General features: G+C 67.5%; 17 protein-coding genes and 1 pseudogene. 8 read left to right on the top strand and 10 right to left on the bottom strand.

Annotated elements, in window-relative coordinates; translation table 11 throughout:
- Positions 1-322: 322 nt before the first annotated feature.
- The 3 genes from tyrS to ON20_RS09810 form a co-directional block, all read right to left on the bottom strand.
- Entirely contained in the window at positions 323-1,612 is a 1,290-nt protein-coding gene (gene tyrS / locus ON20_RS09820; RefSeq protein WP_040834801.1) for a tyrosine--tRNA ligase, read from the bottom strand.
- A 123-nt stretch (positions 1,613-1,735) separates the two neighbouring features.
- On the bottom strand, positions 1,736-2,155 hold the full coding sequence (locus ON20_RS09815) for a DoxX family protein (RefSeq protein WP_040834682.1): 420 nt from the start codon (positions 2,153-2,155) through the stop codon (positions 1,736-1,738).
- Positions 2,156-2,325: 170 nt separating this feature from the next.
- On the bottom strand, positions 2,326-2,946 hold the full coding sequence (locus tag ON20_RS09810; RefSeq protein ID WP_040834680.1) for a DNA-3-methyladenine glycosylase: 621 nt from the start codon (positions 2,944-2,946) through the stop codon (positions 2,326-2,328).
- Positions 2,947-3,083: 137 nt separating this feature from the next.
- Between ON20_RS09810 and ON20_RS09805 the strand changes: the two genes are divergently transcribed.
- The 3 genes from ON20_RS09805 (at position 3,084) to ON20_RS09795 (ending at position 5,438) form a co-directional block, all read left to right on the top strand.
- Positions 3,084-3,815 carry an ABC transporter ATP-binding protein gene (locus tag ON20_RS09805; RefSeq protein ID WP_040834679.1) on the top strand — a complete coding sequence of 244 codons (732 nt, stop codon included), beginning with the start codon at positions 3,084-3,086 and terminating at the stop codon, positions 3,813-3,815.
- Between the two features lie 178 nt (positions 3,816-3,993).
- On the top strand, positions 3,994-4,785 hold the full coding sequence (locus ON20_RS09800; RefSeq protein WP_051162022.1) for an ABC transporter permease: 792 nt from the start codon (positions 3,994-3,996) through the stop codon (positions 4,783-4,785).
- A complete protein-coding gene (locus ON20_RS09795) occupies positions 4,782-5,438 on the top strand; it encodes a TetR/AcrR family transcriptional regulator (RefSeq protein ID WP_051162020.1) in 657 nt (218 codons plus the stop codon). Before ON20_RS09800 ends, ON20_RS09795 begins: the two co-directional genes overlap by 4 nt.
- 125 nt (positions 5,439-5,563) lie before the next feature.
- On the opposite strand, the gene ON20_RS09790 is transcribed toward ON20_RS09795, so the two are convergent.
- The 3 genes from ON20_RS09790 to ON20_RS09780 are packed head-to-tail and all read right to left on the bottom strand — an operon-like array spanning position 5,564 to position 8,737.
- Entirely contained in the window at positions 5,564-5,791 is a 228-nt protein-coding gene (locus ON20_RS09790) for a Trm112 family protein (protein WP_040834677.1), read from the bottom strand.
- A gap of 4 nt (positions 5,792-5,795) precedes the next feature.
- Entirely contained in the window at positions 5,796-6,569 is a 774-nt protein-coding gene (locus tag ON20_RS34230) for a GtrA family protein (protein WP_245547140.1), read from the bottom strand.
- Complete coding sequence (locus ON20_RS09780; protein ID WP_306306837.1) at positions 6,566-8,737, bottom strand: hypothetical protein; 2,172 nt, start codon at positions 8,735-8,737, stop codon at positions 6,566-6,568. Before ON20_RS09780 ends, ON20_RS34230 begins: the two co-directional genes overlap by 4 nt.
- A gap of 376 nt (positions 8,738-9,113) precedes the next feature.
- Here ON20_RS09780 and ON20_RS09775 point away from each other — a divergent pair, with 376 nt between their 5' ends.
- Together ON20_RS09775 and rffA are read left to right on the top strand one after the other, a co-directional pair.
- A complete protein-coding gene (locus ON20_RS09775; RefSeq protein WP_083864801.1) occupies positions 9,114-10,136 on the top strand; it encodes a glycosyltransferase in 1,023 nt (340 codons plus the stop codon).
- Positions 10,133-11,368, top strand: coding sequence for a dTDP-4-amino-4,6-dideoxygalactose transaminase (gene rffA, locus ON20_RS09770; RefSeq protein WP_083864790.1), 1,236 nt, complete (start codon positions 10,133-10,135; stop codon positions 11,366-11,368). The genes ON20_RS09775 and rffA overlap by 4 nt, the downstream gene beginning before the upstream one ends.
- Here rffA and ON20_RS09765 read toward each other — a convergent pair.
- Positions 11,349-14,297, bottom strand: coding sequence for an AMP-binding protein (locus ON20_RS09765; protein WP_040834674.1), 2,949 nt, complete (start codon positions 14,295-14,297; stop codon positions 11,349-11,351). The genes rffA and ON20_RS09765 overlap by 20 nt on opposite strands.
- Before the next feature lie 158 nt (positions 14,298-14,455).
- Between ON20_RS09765 and idi the strand changes: the two genes are divergently transcribed.
- Complete coding sequence (gene idi, locus ON20_RS09760) at positions 14,456-15,037, top strand: isopentenyl-diphosphate Delta-isomerase (RefSeq protein ID WP_040834673.1); 582 nt, start codon at positions 14,456-14,458, stop codon at positions 15,035-15,037.
- A 226-nt stretch (positions 15,038-15,263) separates the two neighbouring features.
- Here idi and ON20_RS09755 read toward each other — a convergent pair whose 3' ends face one another.
- The 3 genes from ON20_RS09755 to ON20_RS09745 form a co-directional block, all read right to left on the bottom strand.
- The gene (locus tag ON20_RS09755; protein ID WP_040834671.1) at positions 15,264-15,587 is read right to left on the bottom strand and encodes a DMT family transporter; all 324 of its coding nucleotides are present in this window, start codon (positions 15,585-15,587) and stop codon (positions 15,264-15,266) included.
- 4 nt (positions 15,588-15,591) lie between these two features.
- Entirely contained in the window at positions 15,592-17,001 is a 1,410-nt protein-coding gene (gene argH, locus ON20_RS09750) for an argininosuccinate lyase (protein WP_040834669.1), read from the bottom strand.
- Between the two features lie 380 nt (positions 17,002-17,381).
- Positions 17,382-18,584, bottom strand: a complete 1,203-nt coding sequence (locus tag ON20_RS09745; protein ID WP_040834668.1) for an argininosuccinate synthase — start codon at positions 18,582-18,584, stop codon at positions 17,382-17,384.
- Between the two features lie 614 nt (positions 18,585-19,198).
- Between ON20_RS09745 and ON20_RS40480 the strand changes: the two are divergent.
- Together ON20_RS40480 and ON20_RS09740 are read left to right on the top strand one after the other, a co-directional pair.
- A pseudogene (locus tag ON20_RS40480) lies at positions 19,199-19,276 on the top strand (hypothetical protein); the annotation flags it as partial.
- Positions 19,239-20,927, top strand: a complete 1,689-nt coding sequence (locus ON20_RS09740; protein ID WP_051162016.1) for a hydantoinase/oxoprolinase family protein — start codon at positions 19,239-19,241, stop codon at positions 20,925-20,927. The pseudogene ON20_RS40480 and the gene ON20_RS09740, both read left to right, overlap by 38 nt.
- The last annotated feature ends 13 nt before the right edge of the window (positions 20,928-20,940 follow it).

Raw genomic sequence — 20,940 nt, 5'->3', positions numbered from 1 at the left:
TCCGCACCGGCGCTAACCAGGTCTTCAGTGAGGCAACTTTTCCATCCTAACCAACCAGTGGCTCAGAGTCAAACTCCGCATCTTCGGTCGGTCTTCGTCGGCGCTCCTCGTCCTACCGCGTTTCCCTGGCCCTTCGCTGAGCGCTTCCGCTCGGCTCCTCGGTCCCGGGTCGGTGTCCGTGTCGCTCTGACGTGGAATAAGTTACGCGGCGGAGAACGCTACGTCAAATCGCCACTTCATGAAGCCGTTTCCGCTGCTCAGAAGCCTGTCGGAGTGGCGACCCGGAGCCTGAATCACACGAGTGTGACTCAGGCCACCGAGATCAATTTCCCCGAGCCCGGCGCACGCCGGCGAAATTGCGCTTACCGCGGCGCAGCACCAACCACCGTCCATGCAGGTAGTCGGCCTCTTCCGGGGTCCATTCCAGGTCATTGACGCGCTGGTTGTTCACCGAGGCGCCACCTTCGCCCACCGTTCGGCGGGCCGCGCCCCGACTTTCACACAGACCCGAGGCCACCAGCAGGTCGACGATCGTGTCCCGCCCCGGTTCGACGGTCGCGACCGTGCCGTCCACGGCGGCCTCGCGTAATGCCGCGGCCAGGGTCGACTCGTCCAGTTCGCGGAGCTCGGCGCGCCCGAAGAGGGCCTGACTCGCCAGCTGGACGGCCTCGGTGTTCCCCTCTCCGTGCACCAGGGACGTCATTTCCGCCGCGAGTCGGCGCTGCGCCTCGCGGGCATGCGGCCGCTCGGCGGTGGCCTGCTCGAGTTCGGCCAGTTCGTCCCGCTCCAGGAAGGTGAACCAGCGCAGGTAGCGGATCACATCGGCGTCGGCCGTATTGACGAAGTACTGGTACCAGGCGTAGGGGCTGGTCAGTTCCGGATCGAGCCACAGGCTGCCGCCACCGGTGGATTTGCCGAACTTCTTGCCGTCGGCGGAGGTCACCAACGGCACCGTCAGCGCATGGACCTGTTCCCCATCCACCCGCCGGTTCAGCTCGACACCGGCGACGATATTGCCCCATTGGTCGGAGCCGCCGACCTGCAGCCGGCAGCCGTGCGCGCGGCGCAACTGCACGTAGTCGTTGGCCTGCAGCAGCATGTAGCTGAACTCGGTGTAGGAGATGCCCTCGCCCTCCAACCGCCGCTTGACGGTATCGCGGGCGAGCATGACGTTCACCGAGAAATGCTTGCCGATATCGCGCAGGAAGTCGACGGCGGTCAACGACCCTGTCCAGTCGATGTTGTTCACGATCACCGCGCCGGTGGGCGAATCGTCGAGATCGACGAAGCGCTCCAGCTGGGAACGAATGCGCTCGGCCCATCCCGCCACGGTCTCGGCGGAGTTCATGGTGCGTTCGCCGACCTCACGGGGATCACCGATCAGACCTGTCGCGCCGCCGGCGAGTACGACCGGCCGATGACCCGCTCGCTGGAAGCGTTTCAGCGTCAGCAGGGGGACCAGATGACCCGCGTGCAGACTGGCCGCGGTCGGATCGAAACCGGCATAGAGGGTCAGCGGGCCGTCGGCCAGCGCCGCACGCAGCGCGTCGAGGTCGGTGGACTGCGCGATGAGACCGCGCCAGGTCAGTTCGTCGATGATGTCGCTGCTCACGATGTCCCATCTTTCCGCACCGGCCACACCGGACGTTCGCGCGGTGGGTCCGACCGCCGGACCGGTCCCGAACACGACAGCGGCCCCGCTCATGGTGTCGGGCGGGGCCGCGGAGCGTACGGATCAGCGGCGCAGAACCACGGCGATCCCGTCGCGCCGGACCCAGGCGATTCCGGCGAAGACGACGGCCAGGACCAGCGGGAAGGGCGTCCCCGAGGCGCCGTCGAGCTGGAACAGCCGGGTCGCGGCGTCGAGCACGCACAGTACCGACAGCCCGGCCGCGGCGAGACCTGCCAGGCGCGGGATCAGCAGTTCGATACCGCCGGCGAGCTCGACGACGCCGACCAGATAGCGATACCACTGTCCCCAGCCGATCTCGTCGAAGATCTCCACGGCGTACCGCTGGCCGACGAGCTTGGGCGCGGCCGAGGCGACGATGAAGAACACCCCGAGCAGGATCTGCAGGGTCCGGAGTGCGATGGTACGGGCACGGCCGGGACGCGCGTCGACGACGACAGAGGGGGCGGTGCCGGTGACGGTCATGAGTGGTCCTTACTCGAGAACTGACTTCTGGTGCGCGCGCTTATCGAGTTGGACGGGATACCCCGAGCGGGTCCATCGGCGCCCGGGGAAATTTCTCGGGCGAATCCCGACCGCCGGTGCGAGCCGGGAACGGTCTGTTCACCGGACGGGCACCGGAGGGCGCCTCCGGTTTACGCCGTTTTCTCGACGCGTGGCGCGCGGGGACTGCGCCGGTAGGCCGAGACCGCGGACGACTCCGGCAGCCACAGCCGCCATGGCCGGTCGGCGGCCGTGCTGATCCCTACGCGCGGTCCCACGGCCATCCGGGACGCGGGGATCGGCGGACCGAGTTCGAGGCGGATGGCGGACTCCGGGTCGAACAGGTCGGTGCCGTAGTCGGCGAGCCGGATTCCGAGTGCGCTGCCCAGATTGCCCGGTCCCTTGGCGAGGTCGGCATGGCCGCGGGCCGGACGCCGCCGTTCGCGGGCCACCTCGTGTCCGGCGACCACCTCGCCCGACCGGATCAGCACCCCACTGCCCACGCCGTCCGGGCCGCTGATGACATTCACGCAGGTGTGCATGCCATAGCTCAGGTACACATACAGCCTGCCCGGCGGCCCGAACATCACAGCGTTGCGCGGGGTCCGCCCCCGTCCGGAATGCGCCGCCGGATCAGGCCAGGGACCGGCGGGATCGCCGCCGTAGGCCTCCACTTCCACGATGCGCACCCCGACCGGCCCCGACCACAGGGTTGCGCCGAGCAGACGGCGGGCGGCGGACAGCGGGTCGACGGCAAGTTCTTCGGCACTCACATCCCGGATTGTCGCAGCCGTTCGACCGACCCGGCCGAGGCACCGTCCGTTGTATCCCGCGCGGGTATTGCCGGCGGACGCCACAGGGGATAAATTCATCACAAGATGAATTCAACACGCGATGAATTGAGACGGCCATGTCGGAATCTTCATCCTCGCCCGCTGTCGAAGTGCGCGAGCTCACGGTGCGCCGCGGTGGGCGCGAGGTGTTGCACGATATTTCGCTGACAATTCCCCACGGTTCGATCACCGGACTGCTCGGACCCTCGGGATGCGGGAAGACCACCCTGATGCGCTGTCTCGTGGGGACACAGGTGGTGGCGGCCGGAGAGGTCCTCGCACTGGGACTGCCGGCCGGGAGCGCGCGGCTGCGCAGCCGGATCGGATACGTGACGCAGGAGCCGAGCATCTACCCCGATATCAGCGTGCGGGACAACGTGGCCTATTTCGCCGCGCTCTACGGACGTGGGCGCGAGGAGGTCGAATCGGCACTGGGCGCGGTGGGACTGCTGGACCATCGGCAGCAGCGGGGCGACGAACTGTCCGGCGGGCAGCGCACCCGGGCCTCGCTGGCCTGTGCGCTGGTGGCGGGCCCCGAACTGCTGGTGCTCGACGAGCCGACCGTCGGACTCGACCCCGTCCTGCGAGTCGACCTGTGGAAACAGTTCCGAGAACTGGCCGATACGGGGACGACACTGCTGGTGTCCAGCCATGTGATGGACGAGGCCGAGCACTGTGATCGACTGCTGCTGATGCGCGAGGGCCGACTGTTGGCGCAGGTCGCCCCGGACGAACTGCGGGAACGCACCGGAGAGCAGAACCTGGAGCGCGCCTTCCTCGCCCTGATCACGATGGGGGCCCCGGCATGAGCGGTCAGCGCCCGGAGGCGGCAGCACAGCGTAACCACGCAGGGCGCCCGATCATGCCGAATCGACACAGCATGAGCGGTCAGCGCCCGGAGGCGGCAGCACAGCGTAACCACGCAGGGCGCCCGACCATGCCGAATCGACACAGCATGAACGGTCAGCGCCCGAAGGAGGAGATCGTATGACCGCTATTGTCGACCGGCCGGGGGCCGGACCGCGCCCGTTGGCCGCGTATCTGGCGACCACCGGCCGTATCCTGCGACAACTTCGCGGCGATCACCGCACCGTGGTGATGATCGTGGTGGTGCCCGCACTGCTGATGGCACTGCTGTATTTCATCTACGAGGAGGCCCCGACCGCGCCGGGTGCGGTACCGCTGTTCGACCGGGTCGGGATGAGCATGCTGGGTATCCTGCCGTTCATCGTCATGTTCTTGATCACCGCCATCTCCATGCAGCGGGAACGCAGCTCCGGCACCCTCGAGCGGCTGCTCACCACCCCGATGACCAAACTCGATCTGCTCGGCGGCTACGGCACCGCGTTCTCGCTGGCCGCGGCGGCGCAGGCGGCGGTGGCCTGTCTGGTGGCGTTCGGCCTACTCGGGCTCGACTCGATGGGCAGCCCGGGGTGGGTGGTGTTGATCGCCGTGGTCGACGCGATACTCGGGGTCGCGTTGGGTCTGTTGTGCAGTGCGTTCGCCCGCACCGAATTCCAGGCGGTGCAGTTCATGCCGCTGGTGACGGCGCCGCAGTTGTTCCTGTGCGGTCTGCTGGTACCGCGCCATCAGCTGCCGGGCTGGCTGGAGGCCGTCAGCAACGTGCTGCCGTTGAGTTATGCGGTGGACGCGCTCCAACAGGTGTCGACCCATCCCGAGCCGACCGCGGCGATGTGGCGGGACCTGGCGGTCGTGGCCGGGTTCGCGGTGGTGGCCCTGTGCCTGGGTGCGGCGACCTTGCGGCGGCGTACCGCGTGAACGCGCCCGGTGGTACGCGGTCCGGGCGTCGGCCGGGGCGTTCGGGCGCGCGCGAGGCCATACTCGCTGCCGCTCGTGCCCGATTCGCGGACGCCGGGTTCGACAAGACGTCGATCCGCGCGGTAGCGGCCGACGCCGGGGTGGATCCCGCCCTGGTACACCACTATTTCGGTACCAAACAGCAGTTGTTCGCGGCCGTGGTGGAGTTGCCGATCGATCCGGAACTCATCCTGGGGCAGCTGGACGTGGTTCCGCTGGACCGGTTGGGCGAAACCATCGTCGCGGCGGTGGTCGGGGTCTGGGATTCTCCCGCGGGCGCCGGGGCGGTGGCGATCGCGCGCAGCCTCCTCACCGGGGGGGCGAGTTCGCTGACCCGCGACTTCCTGTTGCAAGTGATCCTCGAACGGGTCCGGTCGCGCATCGCCACCGACACCGATGACGGCCGGCTGCGGGTAAGCCTGGTGGCCTCGCAGATGGGAGGCCTGCTGCTGACGCGCAGGATCCTGGCCATCGAACCGATCGCGACCCTGCCGCCGGCAGAGCTCGCCGCGGCCGTGGGTCCTACGGTGCAGCGCTATCTCACCGGCGATATCGGTTCCGGCGAACTCGATACGGTTCGGTTGTCGGAAGCCGAGTCTCCGGCACGGGAGTAATGGCGACCGCCGCAACGGCCTCGAAACGATAGGACGGTTCCCGCCGGCCGAGAGGTTTCTCGGCACGGGCGCCGAAACGGACCGGGTCGAGAACGCCGGGTAGATCGTCGCCGTGGACGGGCCGCTCAGGACTCCAACCGATCGGTGAGCCGTTCGTGTTCGGCGTCGTCCACGGTGTGGGCCTCGTCCACGAGCAGCACCGGGATCCCGTTGTCGATCGGGTACGCGCGACGCAGCCGAGGGTTGTAGAGCACGTCCGCGCCGTCGTCGGTGCGGACCAGGTGCAGCGGGCCCTTGTCCTCGGGGCAGGCGAGCAGGCTCAGCAGGGTGGCGTCCAGAGCGGTTTCCGACATGCCCTCAACCTACCGGGCGGCGGAACGAGATATACCGGTGGCCGAAGAAGGTAGCGACGGCAACCGCGCCCATCACCACGACGGCGGCCGGGGTGCGGGGGAATCCGAGCACGGTGACGGCCGATTCGAGGAATACGGCGTTGAGCACCAGTCCGCCACAGTTCACCAGGACGAAGGCCAGGAAATCGCGAAAAACCCGCCCGCGCACCCGGAAAACGAGGGTGCGGTGCAATGCGAAGGCGACGGTGATACCGGTCGCGTAGGCGGCGACCACCCCCACAGACGGGGGCACGGAGTCGCCGAGAACGGTCAACCAGGCGACTGTCAGGCCGATACCCATCATCGTGTTCACCACACCGACCGCGGCGAAGGCGAGTTCCTGCCGGCGGACGAGGCGTAACAGGAGGCCGGGGTCCGTATGGTGCGCGGCGGAGATCCGGCCGCCCGAGTGGGTGCCGGTAGGAGATACCACGGTGGGTGCCGCCGGGTGCGCCCACCGGACGCCGGGTACCGAGGGTGTCGAGGTCGTGGTGGCACCGGTCGCGGGCGCGTCGTCGACGACCCGGTTGCGCCGGGACGGCTCGCGAGAACCACCGAACCGCGACGGACCACGGTAACGCGCGGTATGGGACGAACCGTCGGGACATGCGATATCGAGAGTGAGCTCGTCGGTTGGTTCCGACCGTCTGCCTCCGTCCCGGGGCAGGGTCGCACGAACCTCGCCCGAGAGCATGCGGGTATGCCCCGGATTCGGTGGGAGTGTCGGTTGCGTGCTCATACGCGGACCACCGCCGGATCCGCGCGTTCGATCAGGGGTTCGCCGGTCGAGGGCTCGTCGGGTTCGTCGGGGCGACGCCGGGAGCGCATATACGCCCACTGGAGGACGGCGAGACCGAGCAGGCCCGCCGCGGCGGTGGCGGTGCCGATCTTCCAGCCGGGCGGTCGCCAGGTGAGTTCCAGTTCGGCGCCGCTGGTTCCGGGCGGGATGTCCACGGTGACGAAGGTGTGGGCCACCACATCGATAGGGATCTGCCGGCCGTCGAGATGGGCGCGGTAGCCGGGCCAGCCGAGGCGGGCGAAAACGACGCGGCCGCCCGCGGGTGAATCGACCCGGACCCGGCTCGTGGTATCGGATTCCGCCAGTGAGGTCGCGATGACACCGTCGGTGTGGGAAACCCGACCGTTGCGCGTGGAGGCCGGGCCGTCGATACGTTCGAGGACGGCGATCTCGTTCTCGTGGCCGGGGTATTCCACCCACCGCCAGCCCGGCGGCGCGGGTTCGGCACGCGCGTCGGGGAACAGTGCCCGCTGCAGGACCACCCGGTCGACGTTCATCAGATCGACAATGGTGCGGCCGGTCCCGGGTTCGACGGTGAACGCCCGACGGTAGGCGTCGGGGCAGACACTGACGTCCCAGCGCATACACAGCAGATGACCGAAGTAGAAGTGGCCGTTGGGGGTGTATCCGCCCACGTAGTCCAGTTCGAGGTCCTTGGCGTAGTTGCCGAAGGCGAGGGAACCGTAGGCACCGTCGAGGGTATTGCGGTCGGGGCCGATCAGGGCACGGTCGCCGAGTTGCAGGGTGGTGCCCGCGAAATCGGGGAATGCGGCCTTCATCTCCGACCGCCGCTCGGGCAGCTGCCAGCTCATCGGCGTGGGCTGAGCGGCACGCACCTGCAGGTAGGCGATGGGAATCACGGCGATGAGGGTCAGTACGCAGGCCGGTGCCGCGCCCCGGGTGCGGCCCAGCCACACCACCGCGGCCCCGAGCGCGGCCACGATCACCGCGGACAGCAGATGCCGAAGTGCCTCCGGTGGGGCGGCGGCCAGTGACCTCAGTAGCAGCACCCCGATCAGCAGACCCGCGGCCGGTCCACGGCGCCGCCATCCCGCGGTGGTGCCGAACCGGCCGAGCAGCACGCACACCAGCACCAGCAGCGCCAGCGCGAGCATCGGCAGGACGCGGGCCGGCCAGCGCAGCGGACCCATGGTCCCGGGCCCGGCGGTCCACATCAGCACCAGGACCGCGAACAGCGCCGGACCGCTGAGCTCGCGGGCGGCGGCACTCGCGCGCCGCCAGTCCACGAACGCCAGGGCCGGGATCACGAACCAGGCGATGTAGACCATCGGCAGTGGCTGCGCATATCCCCACCAGGACACGAACGCGGGCAGGGTGCTCGGCAGGCTCGCGTTCAACGATTCCGACCAGGGCACCGTGAGGAATTGGTCGTTGCGGATCTCGGACGCGCCCCGCCAGGTGACATCCGCGGTGAGCAGGCTCGGCAGGTAGGTGAGCAGACCGGCGAGGGCGGCGCAGCCGGACACCGCCGCCAACCGCAGCGACGGCAGCACACGCCGCTGATACACCGTCTCACCGACGAGCAGCGCACCGAACAGCACGGCCGCCTCGACCGCCGGGAACACGTATTGCACCGAGAACGCCAGGTACAGGAAGACGAACACCGGTATCGGCCCCCCGCGTCCGCGCGCGTACCGCAGCCCGGACGCCCAGGCATGCACCAGCCACGCGGTGCCGGTGAAGGCGGTCATCCAACTGGCGGCATCGAAGAACAGCAGAAACCCGCTGAACGGGAACGACACCCCCGCCACCGCCGCCCAGGCGGGACGGGAACCATAGCCGAGGCAGACCCGGTACACACCCAGACCGAGGATGACGGCGACGACGAGTTTCACCACCGCCGCGTACAGCGCCAGATCGTCCACCGCCGGTGCGAGCAGGTCGATCAGCAGCTGCGGCGGGTTGAGCAGCCCCGCCTCTTCGATCGTGTAATTACCCGCCAGCCAGTGTTCGGGCACCATGAGGGGGAATTCGCCGGCGCGCAGATACCGGCCGGTCATCACCCACAGCGGGGCGTACTGGGATTCGGTGTCGTCGGTGTAGAAATGCCGGGAATTCGCGGCGAGCACCGCAAGGTATCCGGCCATCACCCCCAGTGCGCAGACCGCACCCCACACCAGCACGTTCCGTCGATCGTCAACCCGACCATCCGCCACGGACTGCAGACCATACCCCTCGCGACCGCGAATCCGACCGCGACGACGCGCCCGGCCCTTTCGTGCCCGAGTCCTGCCGCTTACCTGCTAGAGTTCACGACTCTCGGGCTCAGCGAGCACCATCGAGCACCGGCACGCGTTCCGTCGTCGAAAGTCGATTTCGCCAATGCCGTTTCCTCCCAAAGCTCTTCCCGCGGATTCAGTTGTTCGTCGGCCGGTTACCGGCGATCCGGCGGCGCCTCCGGCGTCCGTACCCGTGCGCGCGGGAAATGCCGTACCGCAAGCCGATTCGTCCGCCGGGCCGCCGATCTGTTCGGTCTCGGTCGTGGTGCCCGTCTATCGGGGTGAACAGACCATCGCGGCCCTGATACGGGAACTGCACCGGCTGTCTCGACCCGCGCTCACCCCCGGCGGTATCCGCTTCGCCGTCGAGGAGATCGTGCTGGTGCACGATCACGGGCCGGACCGCTCCGATATCGTGCTCCAGCGGTTGGAGCGTGAATACGAACAGGTCCGAGTGGTCTGGTTGAGCCGAAATTTCGGCCAGGACGCGGCCACCATCGCCGGGATGGCGGCGGCCCGCGGCGGCTGGATCGTCACCATGGACGAAGACGGGCAGCACGATCCGACGTTCATCGCCGCATTCCTGGACACCGCGCTGGCCGAACGCGCCGATCTGGTCTATTCCCGGCCGACCAACACCCGCCCGCACGGCCTGCTGCGCAACCTTACCTCCCGCGGCGCGAAACTCGTCCTGGCGACGCTGTTCGCCTTCCCCGCGTCGACCCGGTTCGAGAGTTTCCGGCTGATCCGCGGCGATATCGGCCGCCGGCTCGCCGAGATCGCCGGTAACGGCGTCTATCTGGATGTGGCGCTCACCTGGGTGGTGGACCGCTGCGCCGCCGCGCCGGTACTGCTGCGTGCGGAGGGCCGCGATGAATCCGGCTACAACTACCGGCGGCTGTTTTCCCTGTTCTGGAAGATGGTGCTGTGCACCGGCACCCGCGGTCTGCGGCTGGTCAGCCTGCTCGGGGTGACGCTCGCCCTGGCCGGGACCGCACTCGCGGCGGTGATCGGGTACACCGCGCTCACCGGCGGCGGCGGGAATCCGGAGGGGTGGGCATCCATCATCGTCGTCATGCTGCTGTGTTCGGGGGCCGTGCTGTTCTCGCTCGGGCTTATCGCCGAATATCTCGGGGTGGCGCTGCACATCCTGGTCGGCAAACCGCTGTACCTCACGGTGGACTCTCCCACCCCGCGACCTCCGGATTCCGCCCCCGGTGCGGAACCGGCGACGCCGGCGCGACACGAGAAGGTCATGACCGTATGAGCGGACGGCGTCTGCGGGAGGCCGCGGCACAACCCCGCCGAGGGTGGCCACGCATATCCGACGGCGGGACCGATGTGCTCGGTCGGCGCACGAAGGACGGCGACCGCATCATCTTCAGCAGGCCCTATCGCGCCGCCGCCGAGCGAGCGAATGTGGCCGCCGTCCTCGGGTCCGACCACTGCCACGGTGACGGACCGTTCACCGCCGCGGCCACCGCCAAACTCGCCGCCATCACCGGCGCACCGCACGTCCTGCTGACCACCTCGTGCACCCACGCCCTGGAACTGGGCGCCCTGCTGCTCGAACTCGCCCCCGGCGATGAGGTGATCGTGCCGAGTTTCGCCTTCACCTCGGCGGCCACCGCCTTCGCCTTACGCGGAGCGAACTGCGTTTTCGTCGATATCGACCTCGAGACCGGCAATATCGACCCGGTGGCCGCGGTCGAGGCCGTCACCCCGCGCACCAAAGCGGTCGTGGTCATGCACTACGGCGGCGTCGCGGCCGATATGGCCGCACTGCTGGAACTGGCCGCGCGGCACGGTGTCGCGATCATCGAGGACAACGCGCACGGTCTCGGCGCCGCCTGGCGCGGGCGGCGGCTGGGCACCCTCGGCGCCATGGGCACCCAGAGTTTCCACGACACCAAGAATGTGCACTGTGGCGAGGGCGGCGCGCTGCTGCTCTCCGATGACATCCTGATGGGCCGCGCGGAGATCATCCGGGAAAAGGGCACCGACCGGGCCCGGTTCCTGCGCGGGCAAGTGGACAAATACTCCTGGCAGGACATCGGATCCAGTTATCTGCCCAGTGAACTCAATGCCGCCGTCCTCGACGCCCAGCTGGCCGAGTTCGACATCATCCAGGCCGAGCGGCACCGGGTATGGGACGCCTACGCGAGCGGGCTCGCCGACTGGGCGGCGGCGAACGGGGTGTGGCCGATGACCGTTCCGCCGGATCGGCAACACCCGGCGCATCTGTTTTATCTGCGCATGCCCAGCGAGGAGCTGCGCGACGGGCTCATCCGGCATCTCGCCGAACGCGGCGTCGTGGCGCCGTTCCACTACGTCCCGCTGGATACCAGTGCGGCCGGTTCGAAATACGGCCGCACTCCCGTTCCCTGCACCCGCAGCGCCCACTTCGCCGCGACGATCGTGCGGCTGCCGCTGTGGCCGATGCTCACCGACGCCCAGATCGCCCGCGTCGTCGCCGCGGTCACCGAATACCGCTGCTGAGCGCGGTGTCCTCGGTGAACACCTCGTAGCTCTCACTTTCCGGGTTGTACCACCAGGTACGGGGTCCCGGCCGCGGCGGGTCGTTCTCCCGTACGGCGCGGGCGGACGGCCGGTAGGACGCGCTGCGTGGAATACCGTCCACCTCGTACACCAGGTCGGGACGATGCACCGGCGCCAGTGCCCGCAGGGCTTCGGTGATATCCACCGGGTCGAGCCGGAAACCGGGACGAACGCTCACCGCCGCGACCGCGAGGGTGTGCTCGCCGACGGTCAGGCCGTAGGCGACCTCCATATCGACGGCGGCGATATCGTTGAGGATGTCCTCGATCGGCTGGGTGTACACCGGACCGCGCGAGGTGCGGATCACGCTGTCGATATGGTCGACGAGCCAGTAGTCACCGTCGCCGTCGCGGCGGAACAGGTTTTCCGTGGGCATCCAGGAGTCGCCGGGTACGAAGACCCCGCGCAGACCGCCCGCGGACAGGTCGATGCTGTCGGAGGCCGAGCCGATCAGCAGTCCCACCTCGTTGTCGGCGCAGCGGCGGGCGAACCCGAACTCGTCCAGCAGGATCTGCGTGGTGTCCAGGTCGTAGGCCACCAACTCCACCCTGGCGGTGCCGGGGACCGGACGGCCCTTGCAGCCGCGCTTGCTGCCGGCCACATTGGCCAGCACCACATCGCCTCCGATGGAGGCGTAGAACTCCAGCACCCGGGCGGGCGCGAACTGTTCGGTGGTGCGCCGCCACAGTCCGGCAGGCATACCGGAGCCGATGAACAGTCGGATCGGATGCCGGTGACCGGTCGGGAAGACCTGGGCGTCGAGGATATCGCGCAGCATCGTCCAGGTGTAGGTCACCACGGTGACGCCGTAGCGGTGTATCTCTTCCGCGAACCGGGACGGGTCCAGCGACCGGGCCAACGCGATCCGGCTGCCGCCCGCGATCGCGCCGCCCAGGCTCACCAGCAGACCGGACGAATGATGCAGCGGTGCGAGGCAGTACACGGTATCGCTGTGATCCAGATCGGCGGCCGAGGCGGTGCCGAAGGCGGACAGGGCCCAGCGGTGGTTGGTGACGTGTTTGATCTCGAGCCGGTCGCCGATGCCGGCGACCAGGATGAAGGCGAGTTCGCGGGCCAGACCCGGATTCGGTCGGTACCAGCCGGGCAGGTGCACCGTCTCCGGATCGATCTGTTCCAGATCGATCAGATCGGCGCCGAGCGGGACGGTGAGCCCGCGCGAATCGCCCCCGCCGAGGACCAGCACCCGTATGCCGGCGGCGATGGCGTGCCGGACGTTCTCCGGGTCCGAGACCAGGAACTTGGCACCGGTCCGCGCCACGGCGCGCGGCAGTTCGCTGCCCGGTGCCAACAGGACCGCGACAGCGCCGAGCCGCGACAGCGCCGCCACCGCCACCAGGGCGCTGGGGCGGGTCTCCATCACCACTGCGACCCGCATGGCCGGCCGCACCCCGACGGAGATGAGACCGCGTACCACATTGTCGATCCGCCGGTCGACGGCGGCGTGGGTGTGCACCCGGTCGTCGAAGAGGAAGCATTCGCCGGCCGGTGACCGTTCGGCCTGTTCGGCCAGGAGTTTGCCGAGGGAGATCCGGGTGCCTGGCTGGATGGAGCCGAGGCGGGTCAGGCGCGGCAGCGCGCGGGCGGCCTCCTCGACCAAACCGACCGCACTGCGGGCGGTATTGCCGGCGATCCCCTCGAGCACCTTGCCCACTCCGCCGCCGGCCTCGGCCAACGAGGCCACGGCGTGTACGACGCGCCACATCGCGGTGCGCGGTACGGTGGCGGGTTCGTGCTCGGTCATGGGGCGGATCTCTTCGGGCAGCGGGTTCCTGCCCTCCATCCAGCCGACCCAATCCCGTACCAGCGGCCAGGTGTGCCTGCTCGCCATCGAACCGGCCACCAAACCGAAATGCCCTGCCACCAGACTGGATTCGTAGACTTCGGCATTCGGCGCCGCGTGCACGATACCGCGCACCGCCGCGGGCTGGCCGATATCATCGACCTCGCCGACGAACGCCAGAATCGGGCACTTCAGCTCGGCCAGCGATATCGGCTGATCGCGTATCACGAAGCCGCCCAACATCATTCGGTTGTGAACCACGAACTGTTTCAGCAGGTCCGCCACGGCCGGGGCGGGGTAGCCGACCCAGCCCTCGCTGTTGAGGAACCTACGCTGCCGTTCCTTGGGCAGCAGCGCCTCCCGATCGTGCAGTTGGCGCAGGAAATCAATGCGCGCCTTCGCCGTTTTCACCGGGTCCAGCATCTGGAAGCCGATCCGCACCATGGAGTCGGGTATGCCCAGTCGGGGCGTCACATGGTCGGCCACGAAATCCAGGAGATCGGTGACGGCGTCATGCGGTATGCCGAGCGGCATCCCGGCCACGATATCGACGGGGCTGCCGAACGTCACGATGCCGGCCACGCCCTTGCCGTAGCGGAACGCCGTGGCCTGGTAGGCGAACATACCGCCCTGCGAATACCCCATGAGGTGCACGTTCTCGCCGGTCGTCGCGCATACCGTATCGATGGCGCTGTTCACCGCCAGCACATGGTCGGCCAGATCACGCTTCCACCCGCCCTCCTCCACGGCGGGTGATCCGAAATCCACCACCCAGCAGTCGATGCCGGCCCGGCTCAAGATCCCCACCGCTCCGTCGTCGGCATTGACGTCCCAGACGTCGGCGCTGAGCATGAGCGGCGGCACCAACACCGCGACCGGGGCGCCCGGGGTGGCGTCGCCCGGGAAGTAGTGCCGCAGCCGGTATGTGCGTCGCCGTTCGACCACCTCGAACGGCGAGGACTCGGCCCCACCGGTGAGTCCGCCGAACCGAATCACCTCCAGACCGTTCTGCGCGGTCGCCAACACCCGCCGCATCGACCCGACCACATTCCGCACACTCAGCTTCACGATCCGCTCCCAGGCCCTACCTCTAAGTGACACACATCACACACCCGATGTGTCCATACGAGCTTCCCATAAACAACACCACAGGTTTTCTGTGGCGTGTTCCATCATGTACCTCCGGAGAGCGCCGGCGCCGAATCCATCGCCGATATGGTGGGATCGTGACCAACACCGCGCATCCTGCAGCCAACGCGGCGCCTCCTCCCCCCGATCGCGAAGCACTCCCCGTCGAGCTCGTCGACGACACCGGCCACGCCGTAGGCTCCTGCGCGGTCGCGCAGGCGCATCGGGCACCCGGTCTCCTGCATCGCGCATTTTCGGTACTACTGTTCGACCGGGCCGGTCGGGTGCTGCTGCAGCAGCGCGCGCACGGTAAGACCCGCTTTCCGGCTCGCTGGTCCAATACCTGCTGCGGGCATCCGGTACCCGGACGTCCGGTCACCGATTCGGCGACGATCCGGCTCATCGAGGAAATGGGGTTGAGCACCCCACTCACCGAGGCCGGGGTGTACCGGTATCGCGCCGAGGACCCGCACAGCGGCCATATCGAGCATGAGTGGGACCATGTGCTCGTCGGCCTGCTCGACACCGAAGACCCCCGGCCCGACCCGGCGGAGGTGGCCGCCCACCGCTGGGTTCACCCGGCCGATCTGCGGGCGGCACTCATAGCGAATCCCGAACATTACAGCCCCTGGCTCACCGGCGTGCTAGAGGTTGCAACCGCCTCACGCACAGAGCGCTGAATCCGTCCCTTCGCCGAAACCGGTGTGGGGAGTAATTTTTAGATGCGCATATCTTAGTATTCACATTTATGCCCCCTCCCACCGCTCTCTTCGACACCGACACCCGTTGCGAAGCTATAGTAATTTCGCTTATATAAATTTATGCAAAATTAATTGCGCGAGGGTGTGGCATTCCGCAGGGCAACGGGTTCAACAGCAACCCGTACGCCCAGCGGAATAGCGAAAGTCAATGCGCCCCACCGAGTTCCAGCGCGAGAACGCCGAGGATGACGAGGGCTACACCACTGACCTGTACCAGGGTGAGGCGCTCCCCCAAGAAGAGCGCACCGATGGCAGCGACTGCGGCGACCCCCACCGCAGACCAGACACCGTAGGCCACACTCACCGCCATACCCCGTGTCAGCGCCTGGGACAAGCACGCGAAAGATGCCATATAGCCAATCACCACCACGACCGAGAAAACCGGCTTGGTGAAACCTTCGGACAGTTTCAGCGAAATGGTTGCCGATATTTCCGAGACGATGGCCAGGGCCAGGAAAAGCAACGTCACCCGGTCAACCCAACCACACCCTGACCTGCTCCGCCTCCTGTCGGATTCCGTCGAGCTGTTCGGCCACCCGAACACCCGCGGTACCACCGCGCGCAGCGCGGGAGGCGATCGACCCCTCGACGGTCAACACCTCGCGGACACCGGGGGTGAGTGCGGGATCGACGGCGGCGAACTCCGCATCGGTCAGCTCGTCCAGCCCCACACCGCGCGTCTCGGCGGCCCGGACGCAGGCGCCGGCGGCCTCGTGCGCCACCCGGAACGGCACACCCTGACGGACCAGCCACTCGGCGATATCGGTGGCGAGGGTGAACCCCGCCGGCGCCAGTTCGGCCATCCGATCGGTATGGAAGGTCAGGGTCGAAACCAGACCGGCGATGGCCGGCAGCAGCAGTTCCAGCTGTGCCACCGAATCGAACAGTGGCTCCTTGTCCTCCTGCAGATCCCGGTTGTAGGCCAACGGCTGCGCCTTGAGAGTGGCCAGCAGCCCGGTGAGATTGCCGATCAGACGCCCGGCCTTGCCGCGGGTGAGCTCGGAGACATCGGGGTTCTTCTTCTGGGGCATGATCGACGAACCGGTCGACCAGGCATCGGCGAGAGTGACATAGCCGAACTCCGGGGTGCTCCAGATGATCACCTCTTCGGCCATACGGCTCAGGTCCACGCCGATCATCGCCAATACGAAGGCCGCCTCGGCGGCGAAATCACGTGCGGACGTGGCATCGATGGAGTTGGCCGCGGCAGCGGTGAAATCCAATTCGGCGGCGATGGCCTCGGGATCCAGCCCGAGCGAGGAACCGGCCAACGCGCCTGAACCGTACGGCGATATGGCGGCCCGCTCGTCGAAATCGCGCAAACGGTCGATATCGCGCAGCAGCGGGTGAGCATGCGCCAGCAGATGATGCGCGAGCAGTACCGGCTGGGCGGCCTGGAGATGGGTTTTCCCCGGCATCACGGCATCCGGATGGGCGGCGGCCTGGGCGACCAGGGCGTCCACCACATCGAGCAGGCCCGCCGCGATACGCCGGACCGCGTCGCGCAACCACATCCGGAACAGCGTCGCCACCTGGTCGTTGCGGGAACGTCCGGCACGCAGCCGACCACCCAGTTCCGGACCGACCCGCTCGATGAGCCCGCGCTCGAGCGTACCGTGCACATCCTCGTCGGATTCGGCGGGACCGAACTCCCCCGACGCGACATCGGCGGCCAGCCGGTCCAGGCCGGTGAGCATATCCGCCAGATCCCCTTCCGACAGCAACCCGGCCTTGTACAACACCCGGGCATGCGCCTTGGAGGCGCGGATGTCATAGGGCGCCAGCGCCCAATCGAACTGGGTCGATTTACTCAGTGCCGCCATCGCCTCGGCGGGCCCGGAAGCGAACCGTCCGCCCCACAATGCGCCTTCATTGGTACCCACTACTTCTCCTGCTGTGTCCGATTGCGCCGCCTCCGGCGGCGCGGGGTTGCGGCCCCGGCAGGTCTCGCGTTCAGCGCCCGAGACTCGCGCCTTCGGCACATGCGCTTCGCGCGCTGAACGCGAGACGGGCCACAACCCTTTGTTGTCTTGTGTCCTGGGGTCTTGCCCTTCCTGCGCACCGCCGCCGAAGCGACGTCGCTCCGGTCGGGTCCGGCCCGGACCGCCGAGGTTGGGGTTATCCGCTGGGATCGGGTCGGGTCGGGTCGGATCGATGCGTTTCCCGGCAGCCGGCCCGCACGACCTCGGGTCCGCCCCGACTTCTCATTCCCCGCCCGGTGGCGGTGTCCTGGTACGCCACCGGAGCGGTGTTCGCGGGCGGTTTACTTCTGGTTCAGGTCGCGGCGGGCGGCGACCTTGGAGGACAGACCGTGGAGCTGGACGAAGCCCTTGGCCAGCGACTGGTCGAAGGTATCGCCCTCGTCGTAGGTGGCGAGGTTGAAGTCGTACAGGGACTGTTCGCTGCGGCGGCCGTTGACCACGGCGGTGCCGCCGTGCAGCACCAGGCGGATATCACCGGAGACGTGCTGCTGGGTGTCGAGGACGAAGGCGTCCAGGGCCCCCTTGAGCGGGGAGAACCACAGGCCGTCGTAGGCCAGCTCGCCCCAGCGCTGCTCGACCTGACGCTTGTATCGGCCCAGTTCGCGTTCCAGGGTGATGTTCTCCAACGCCTGGTGCGCGGTGATCAGGGTGATGGCGCCCGGTGCCTCGTAGATCTCCCGGCTCTTGATGCCGACGAGCCGGTCCTCCACCATGTCGAGGCGGCCGACGCCCTGGCGACCGGCGCGCTTGTTGAGTTCGGTGATGGCCTCGAGCACGCTGACCTGGCGGCCGTCGATGGCCACCGGGACTCCCCTGTCGAAGGTGATGATCAGTTCGTCGGGGGCCTCGAAATTGACGGTGGGGTCGGAGGTGTAGTCGTAGACGTCCTTGGTGGGCGCGTTCCACAGGTCCTCGAGGAAACCGGTTTCGACGGCGCGACCCCACACATTCTGGTCGATGGAGAACGGGGACTTCTTGGTGACGTTGATGGGGAGGTGGTTCTCCTCGGCGAAGGCGATCGCCTTCTCCCGCGTCCAGGCGTAGTCGCGGACCGGAGCGATCACGTTCAGGTCGGGCGCCAGGGCGCCGATACCGACCTCGAAGCGGACCTGGTCGTTCCCCTTGCCGGTGCACCCGTGCGCGACGGTGTTGGCGCCGTGGAATTTGGCGGCCTCCACCAGGTGCTTGACGATGAGCGGGCGGCTGATGGCCGACACCAGGGGGTACTGGCCCATGTAGAGGGCGTTGGCCTGGATGGTGGGCAGGCAATAGTCGTCGGCGAACTCGTCGCGGGCGTCCACCACGACGGCTTCCACGGCGCCGCAGTCCAGGGCGCGTTGACGCACCACGTTCATGTCCTCGCCGCCCTGCCCCAGGTCGATGGCGACGGCCACAACCTCGGCGCCGGTCTCCTTGCCGATCCAGCTGATGGCGACGGAGGTGTCCAGCCCACCGGAGTAGGCGAGTACGACGTGATCGGACATGTTCTTGGTGCTCCTCGAATGGTTGTGGGATCTGCGCGGCTTCAGGGAGCAGTATGCTGCCCCATCGCCGGTTCGGCTCGCGCCGGTTCTGCAAATGATTATGCACGATCGTGAAATCTCATGCACACTTGGGGTGGGCACGCCTGTGACCTGCGCCGACCGCATTCGAGCACGGGGCCGGCCGGGCCCAATATGGAACCCTGGCCGGCCGCGTTCTCGTAACCGTCGACAATGCCGGACCCGCCCTCGCTCGAATCGGCCTCGAAATGGCAGCCCGTATCTCCAGGCATGCTCCGCAGAAGTCGACCGGCGTTTCACGTCCGGAATCGGCCGGACCCGACGAGGAAGCCACGGACACTCCGACACAACGCCACCACCTGGCACATTCGGACTATCCGAACATTTATTTGTGCGCTTGTGTGACCAGAGCTACCGTCTGGCAATACCAGACCTCATGTCACCTCGCAGCAAGACCGGTCACATTCCCGGGGACCAGGCTTCCTCTCTCGCGGGGCCATCTATGCAAGGAGGACCCCTGTTCGTCCAGCGCCCGATCGACCACATCACCTATCAGAACGGGGCGGTAACGCCTCTCAGTACAGGGCAGTAATGCAATGAGCGCAGACAAGAGCCGTCGTATCGGTATCGATATCGGTGGAACCTTCACCGACCTCTTCGTCGTGGAGGCAGACGGCACCGGAAAAATCTACAAAACGCCGACCACCCCTCACGCACCCCTCGGAAGGGCTGCTGAACGGACTGGCCATCGCTGCCGCCGCCAACAACCAGCAACTCGAGGAATTCCTCGGCGAAGTCTCGACGATCGTGCACGGTACCACGATCGCCACCAACGCGGTCCTCACCCGGCAGGGCGCGAAGACCGGGTTCGTCACCACTCATGGCTTCCGTGACCTGCTGAACATGCGTCGCGGTATCCGGGAGCGGCAGAACGATTCGAAGTACGCACCGCCGCCACCGTTGGTACCTCGTGAACTGATCCGCACCGTGCGAGAGCGGATCGACGCCGAGGGCAACGAAGTAGTGGCACTCGTCGAGGCGGACGTGCGGGAAGCCGCTCGCCATTTCCGGGAGCACGGTGTAGAGGCAATAGCCGTTTCCTACCTGTGGTCATTCCTCAACCCTGCGCATGAGCAGCGCACCGCCGAAATCCTGCGTGCGGAACTTCCCCATGCTTTCGTGACACTGTCCAGTGACACGCTGCCGCAGATCCGTGCCGACGAGCGCCACAGCACCACGGTGCTCAACGCCTTCACCGGTCCGAAACTGCAGAACTATCTGGCGAATATCGAACGGCAACTCGCCGACCGGGGCTTCGACGGAACACTTCTCATCGTGCAGTCCAACGGTGGCGTGATGTCGCCCGAGGTCGCCGGCGAGATGGCGGTCAACGCACTGATGTCCGGGCCGGCGGCCGCTCCCGAGGCGGCACTACAGTACGCCGGACACCACGGCTCCGAGGACGTCATCACCGTCGATATGGGTGGTACCAGCTTCGACGTCGCCCTCGTCCGGGATGGTGAGCCCCTGTTGACGACCGAGAGCGCCATCGGCGGCTACCGCGTCGCGCTGCCGATGCTCGATATCCACACGGTGGGCGCGGTCGGTGGGTCGCTGGCGTGGATCGACTCCGGTGGCATTCTCCGCGTCGGCCCGCAGAGTGCGACGGCAAACCCCGGGCCCGCATGCTATGGCCGGGGTGGTGTGAAACCGACCGTCACCGACGCCGACCTGCTGCTGGGCTACCTGAACCCCGACCTCTTCGGCGACGGTGCGTTCACCCTCGATGTCGAGGCGTCACGTCGAGCCGTCGAGGAACAGATCGCCGAGCCACTCGGGCTCTCGCTGCTACAGGCCGCGGAGGGCGTCTACCGTGTCGTCAATGCCGCCATGGCCGAAGCCGTCAACGAGGTATCGGTCAAGCGCGGATACGACCCACGCGAGTTCACGCTGGTCGTGGCCGGCGGTGCCGGACCCATCCACGCGGTGCCGATCGCACAGGACCTCGGTATTGGGCGGGTCATCGTACCGCGTGAGTCATCGGTGTTCTGCGCGGTCGGCACGCTGCTCTCGGATCTCAAGCACATGTATGCGCGCACCCACGCCTCGGATATCGACAAGCTCGACCTGGATCGGGTCGGTGAGCTCTATCGAGAGATCCGCGACGAAGCGATCGCGACGCTGAAGTCGGAGAACGTCGATCCCGAAGCGATCGACCTGGTATTCACGGCGGACCTTCGCTACATCGGGCAGTTCGACGAGATCGAGGTTCCGGTCGCCTTCGACGAGACACTGACGAGACCGGAATTGGACAAGGCCCCGTAGCGGAGTTCCACAT

It is taken from the genome of Nocardia brevicatena NBRC 12119, assembly GCF_000308495.1.
Lineage (GTDB): Bacteria > Actinomycetota > Actinomycetes > Mycobacteriales > Mycobacteriaceae > Nocardia > Nocardia brevicatena.
This window is presented reverse-complemented; position numbering and strand designations above follow the sequence as displayed.

Bases quoted from the DNA above. Each gene is read 5' to 3' on its own strand.
- ON20_RS09815 (WP_040834682.1), bottom strand. From the start codon at position 2,155: ATGACCGTCACCGGCACCGCCCCCTCTGTCGTCGTCGACGCGCGTCCC.
- ON20_RS09805 (WP_040834679.1), top strand. From the start codon at position 3,084: ATGTCGGAATCTTCATCCTCGCCCGCTGTCGAAGTGCGCGAGCTCACG.
- ON20_RS09800 (WP_051162022.1), top strand. From the start codon at position 3,994: ATGACCGCTATTGTCGACCGGCCGGGGGCCGGACCGCGCCCGTTGGCC.
- ON20_RS09790 (WP_040834677.1), bottom strand. From the start codon at position 5,791: ATGTCGGAAACCGCTCTGGACGCCACCCTGCTGAGCCTGCTCGCCTGC.
- ON20_RS34230 (WP_245547140.1), bottom strand. From the start codon at position 6,569: ATGAGCACGCAACCGACACTCCCACCGAATCCGGGGCATACCCGCATG.
- ON20_RS09780 (WP_306306837.1), bottom strand. From the start codon at position 8,737: ATGGCCGGATACCTTGCGGTGCTCGCCGCGAATTCCCGGCATTTCTAC.
- rffA (WP_083864790.1), top strand. From the start codon at position 10,133: ATGAGCGGACGGCGTCTGCGGGAGGCCGCGGCACAACCCCGCCGAGGG.
- ON20_RS09745 (WP_040834668.1), bottom strand. From the start codon at position 18,584: ATGTCCGATCACGTCGTACTCGCCTACTCCGGTGGGCTGGACACCTCC.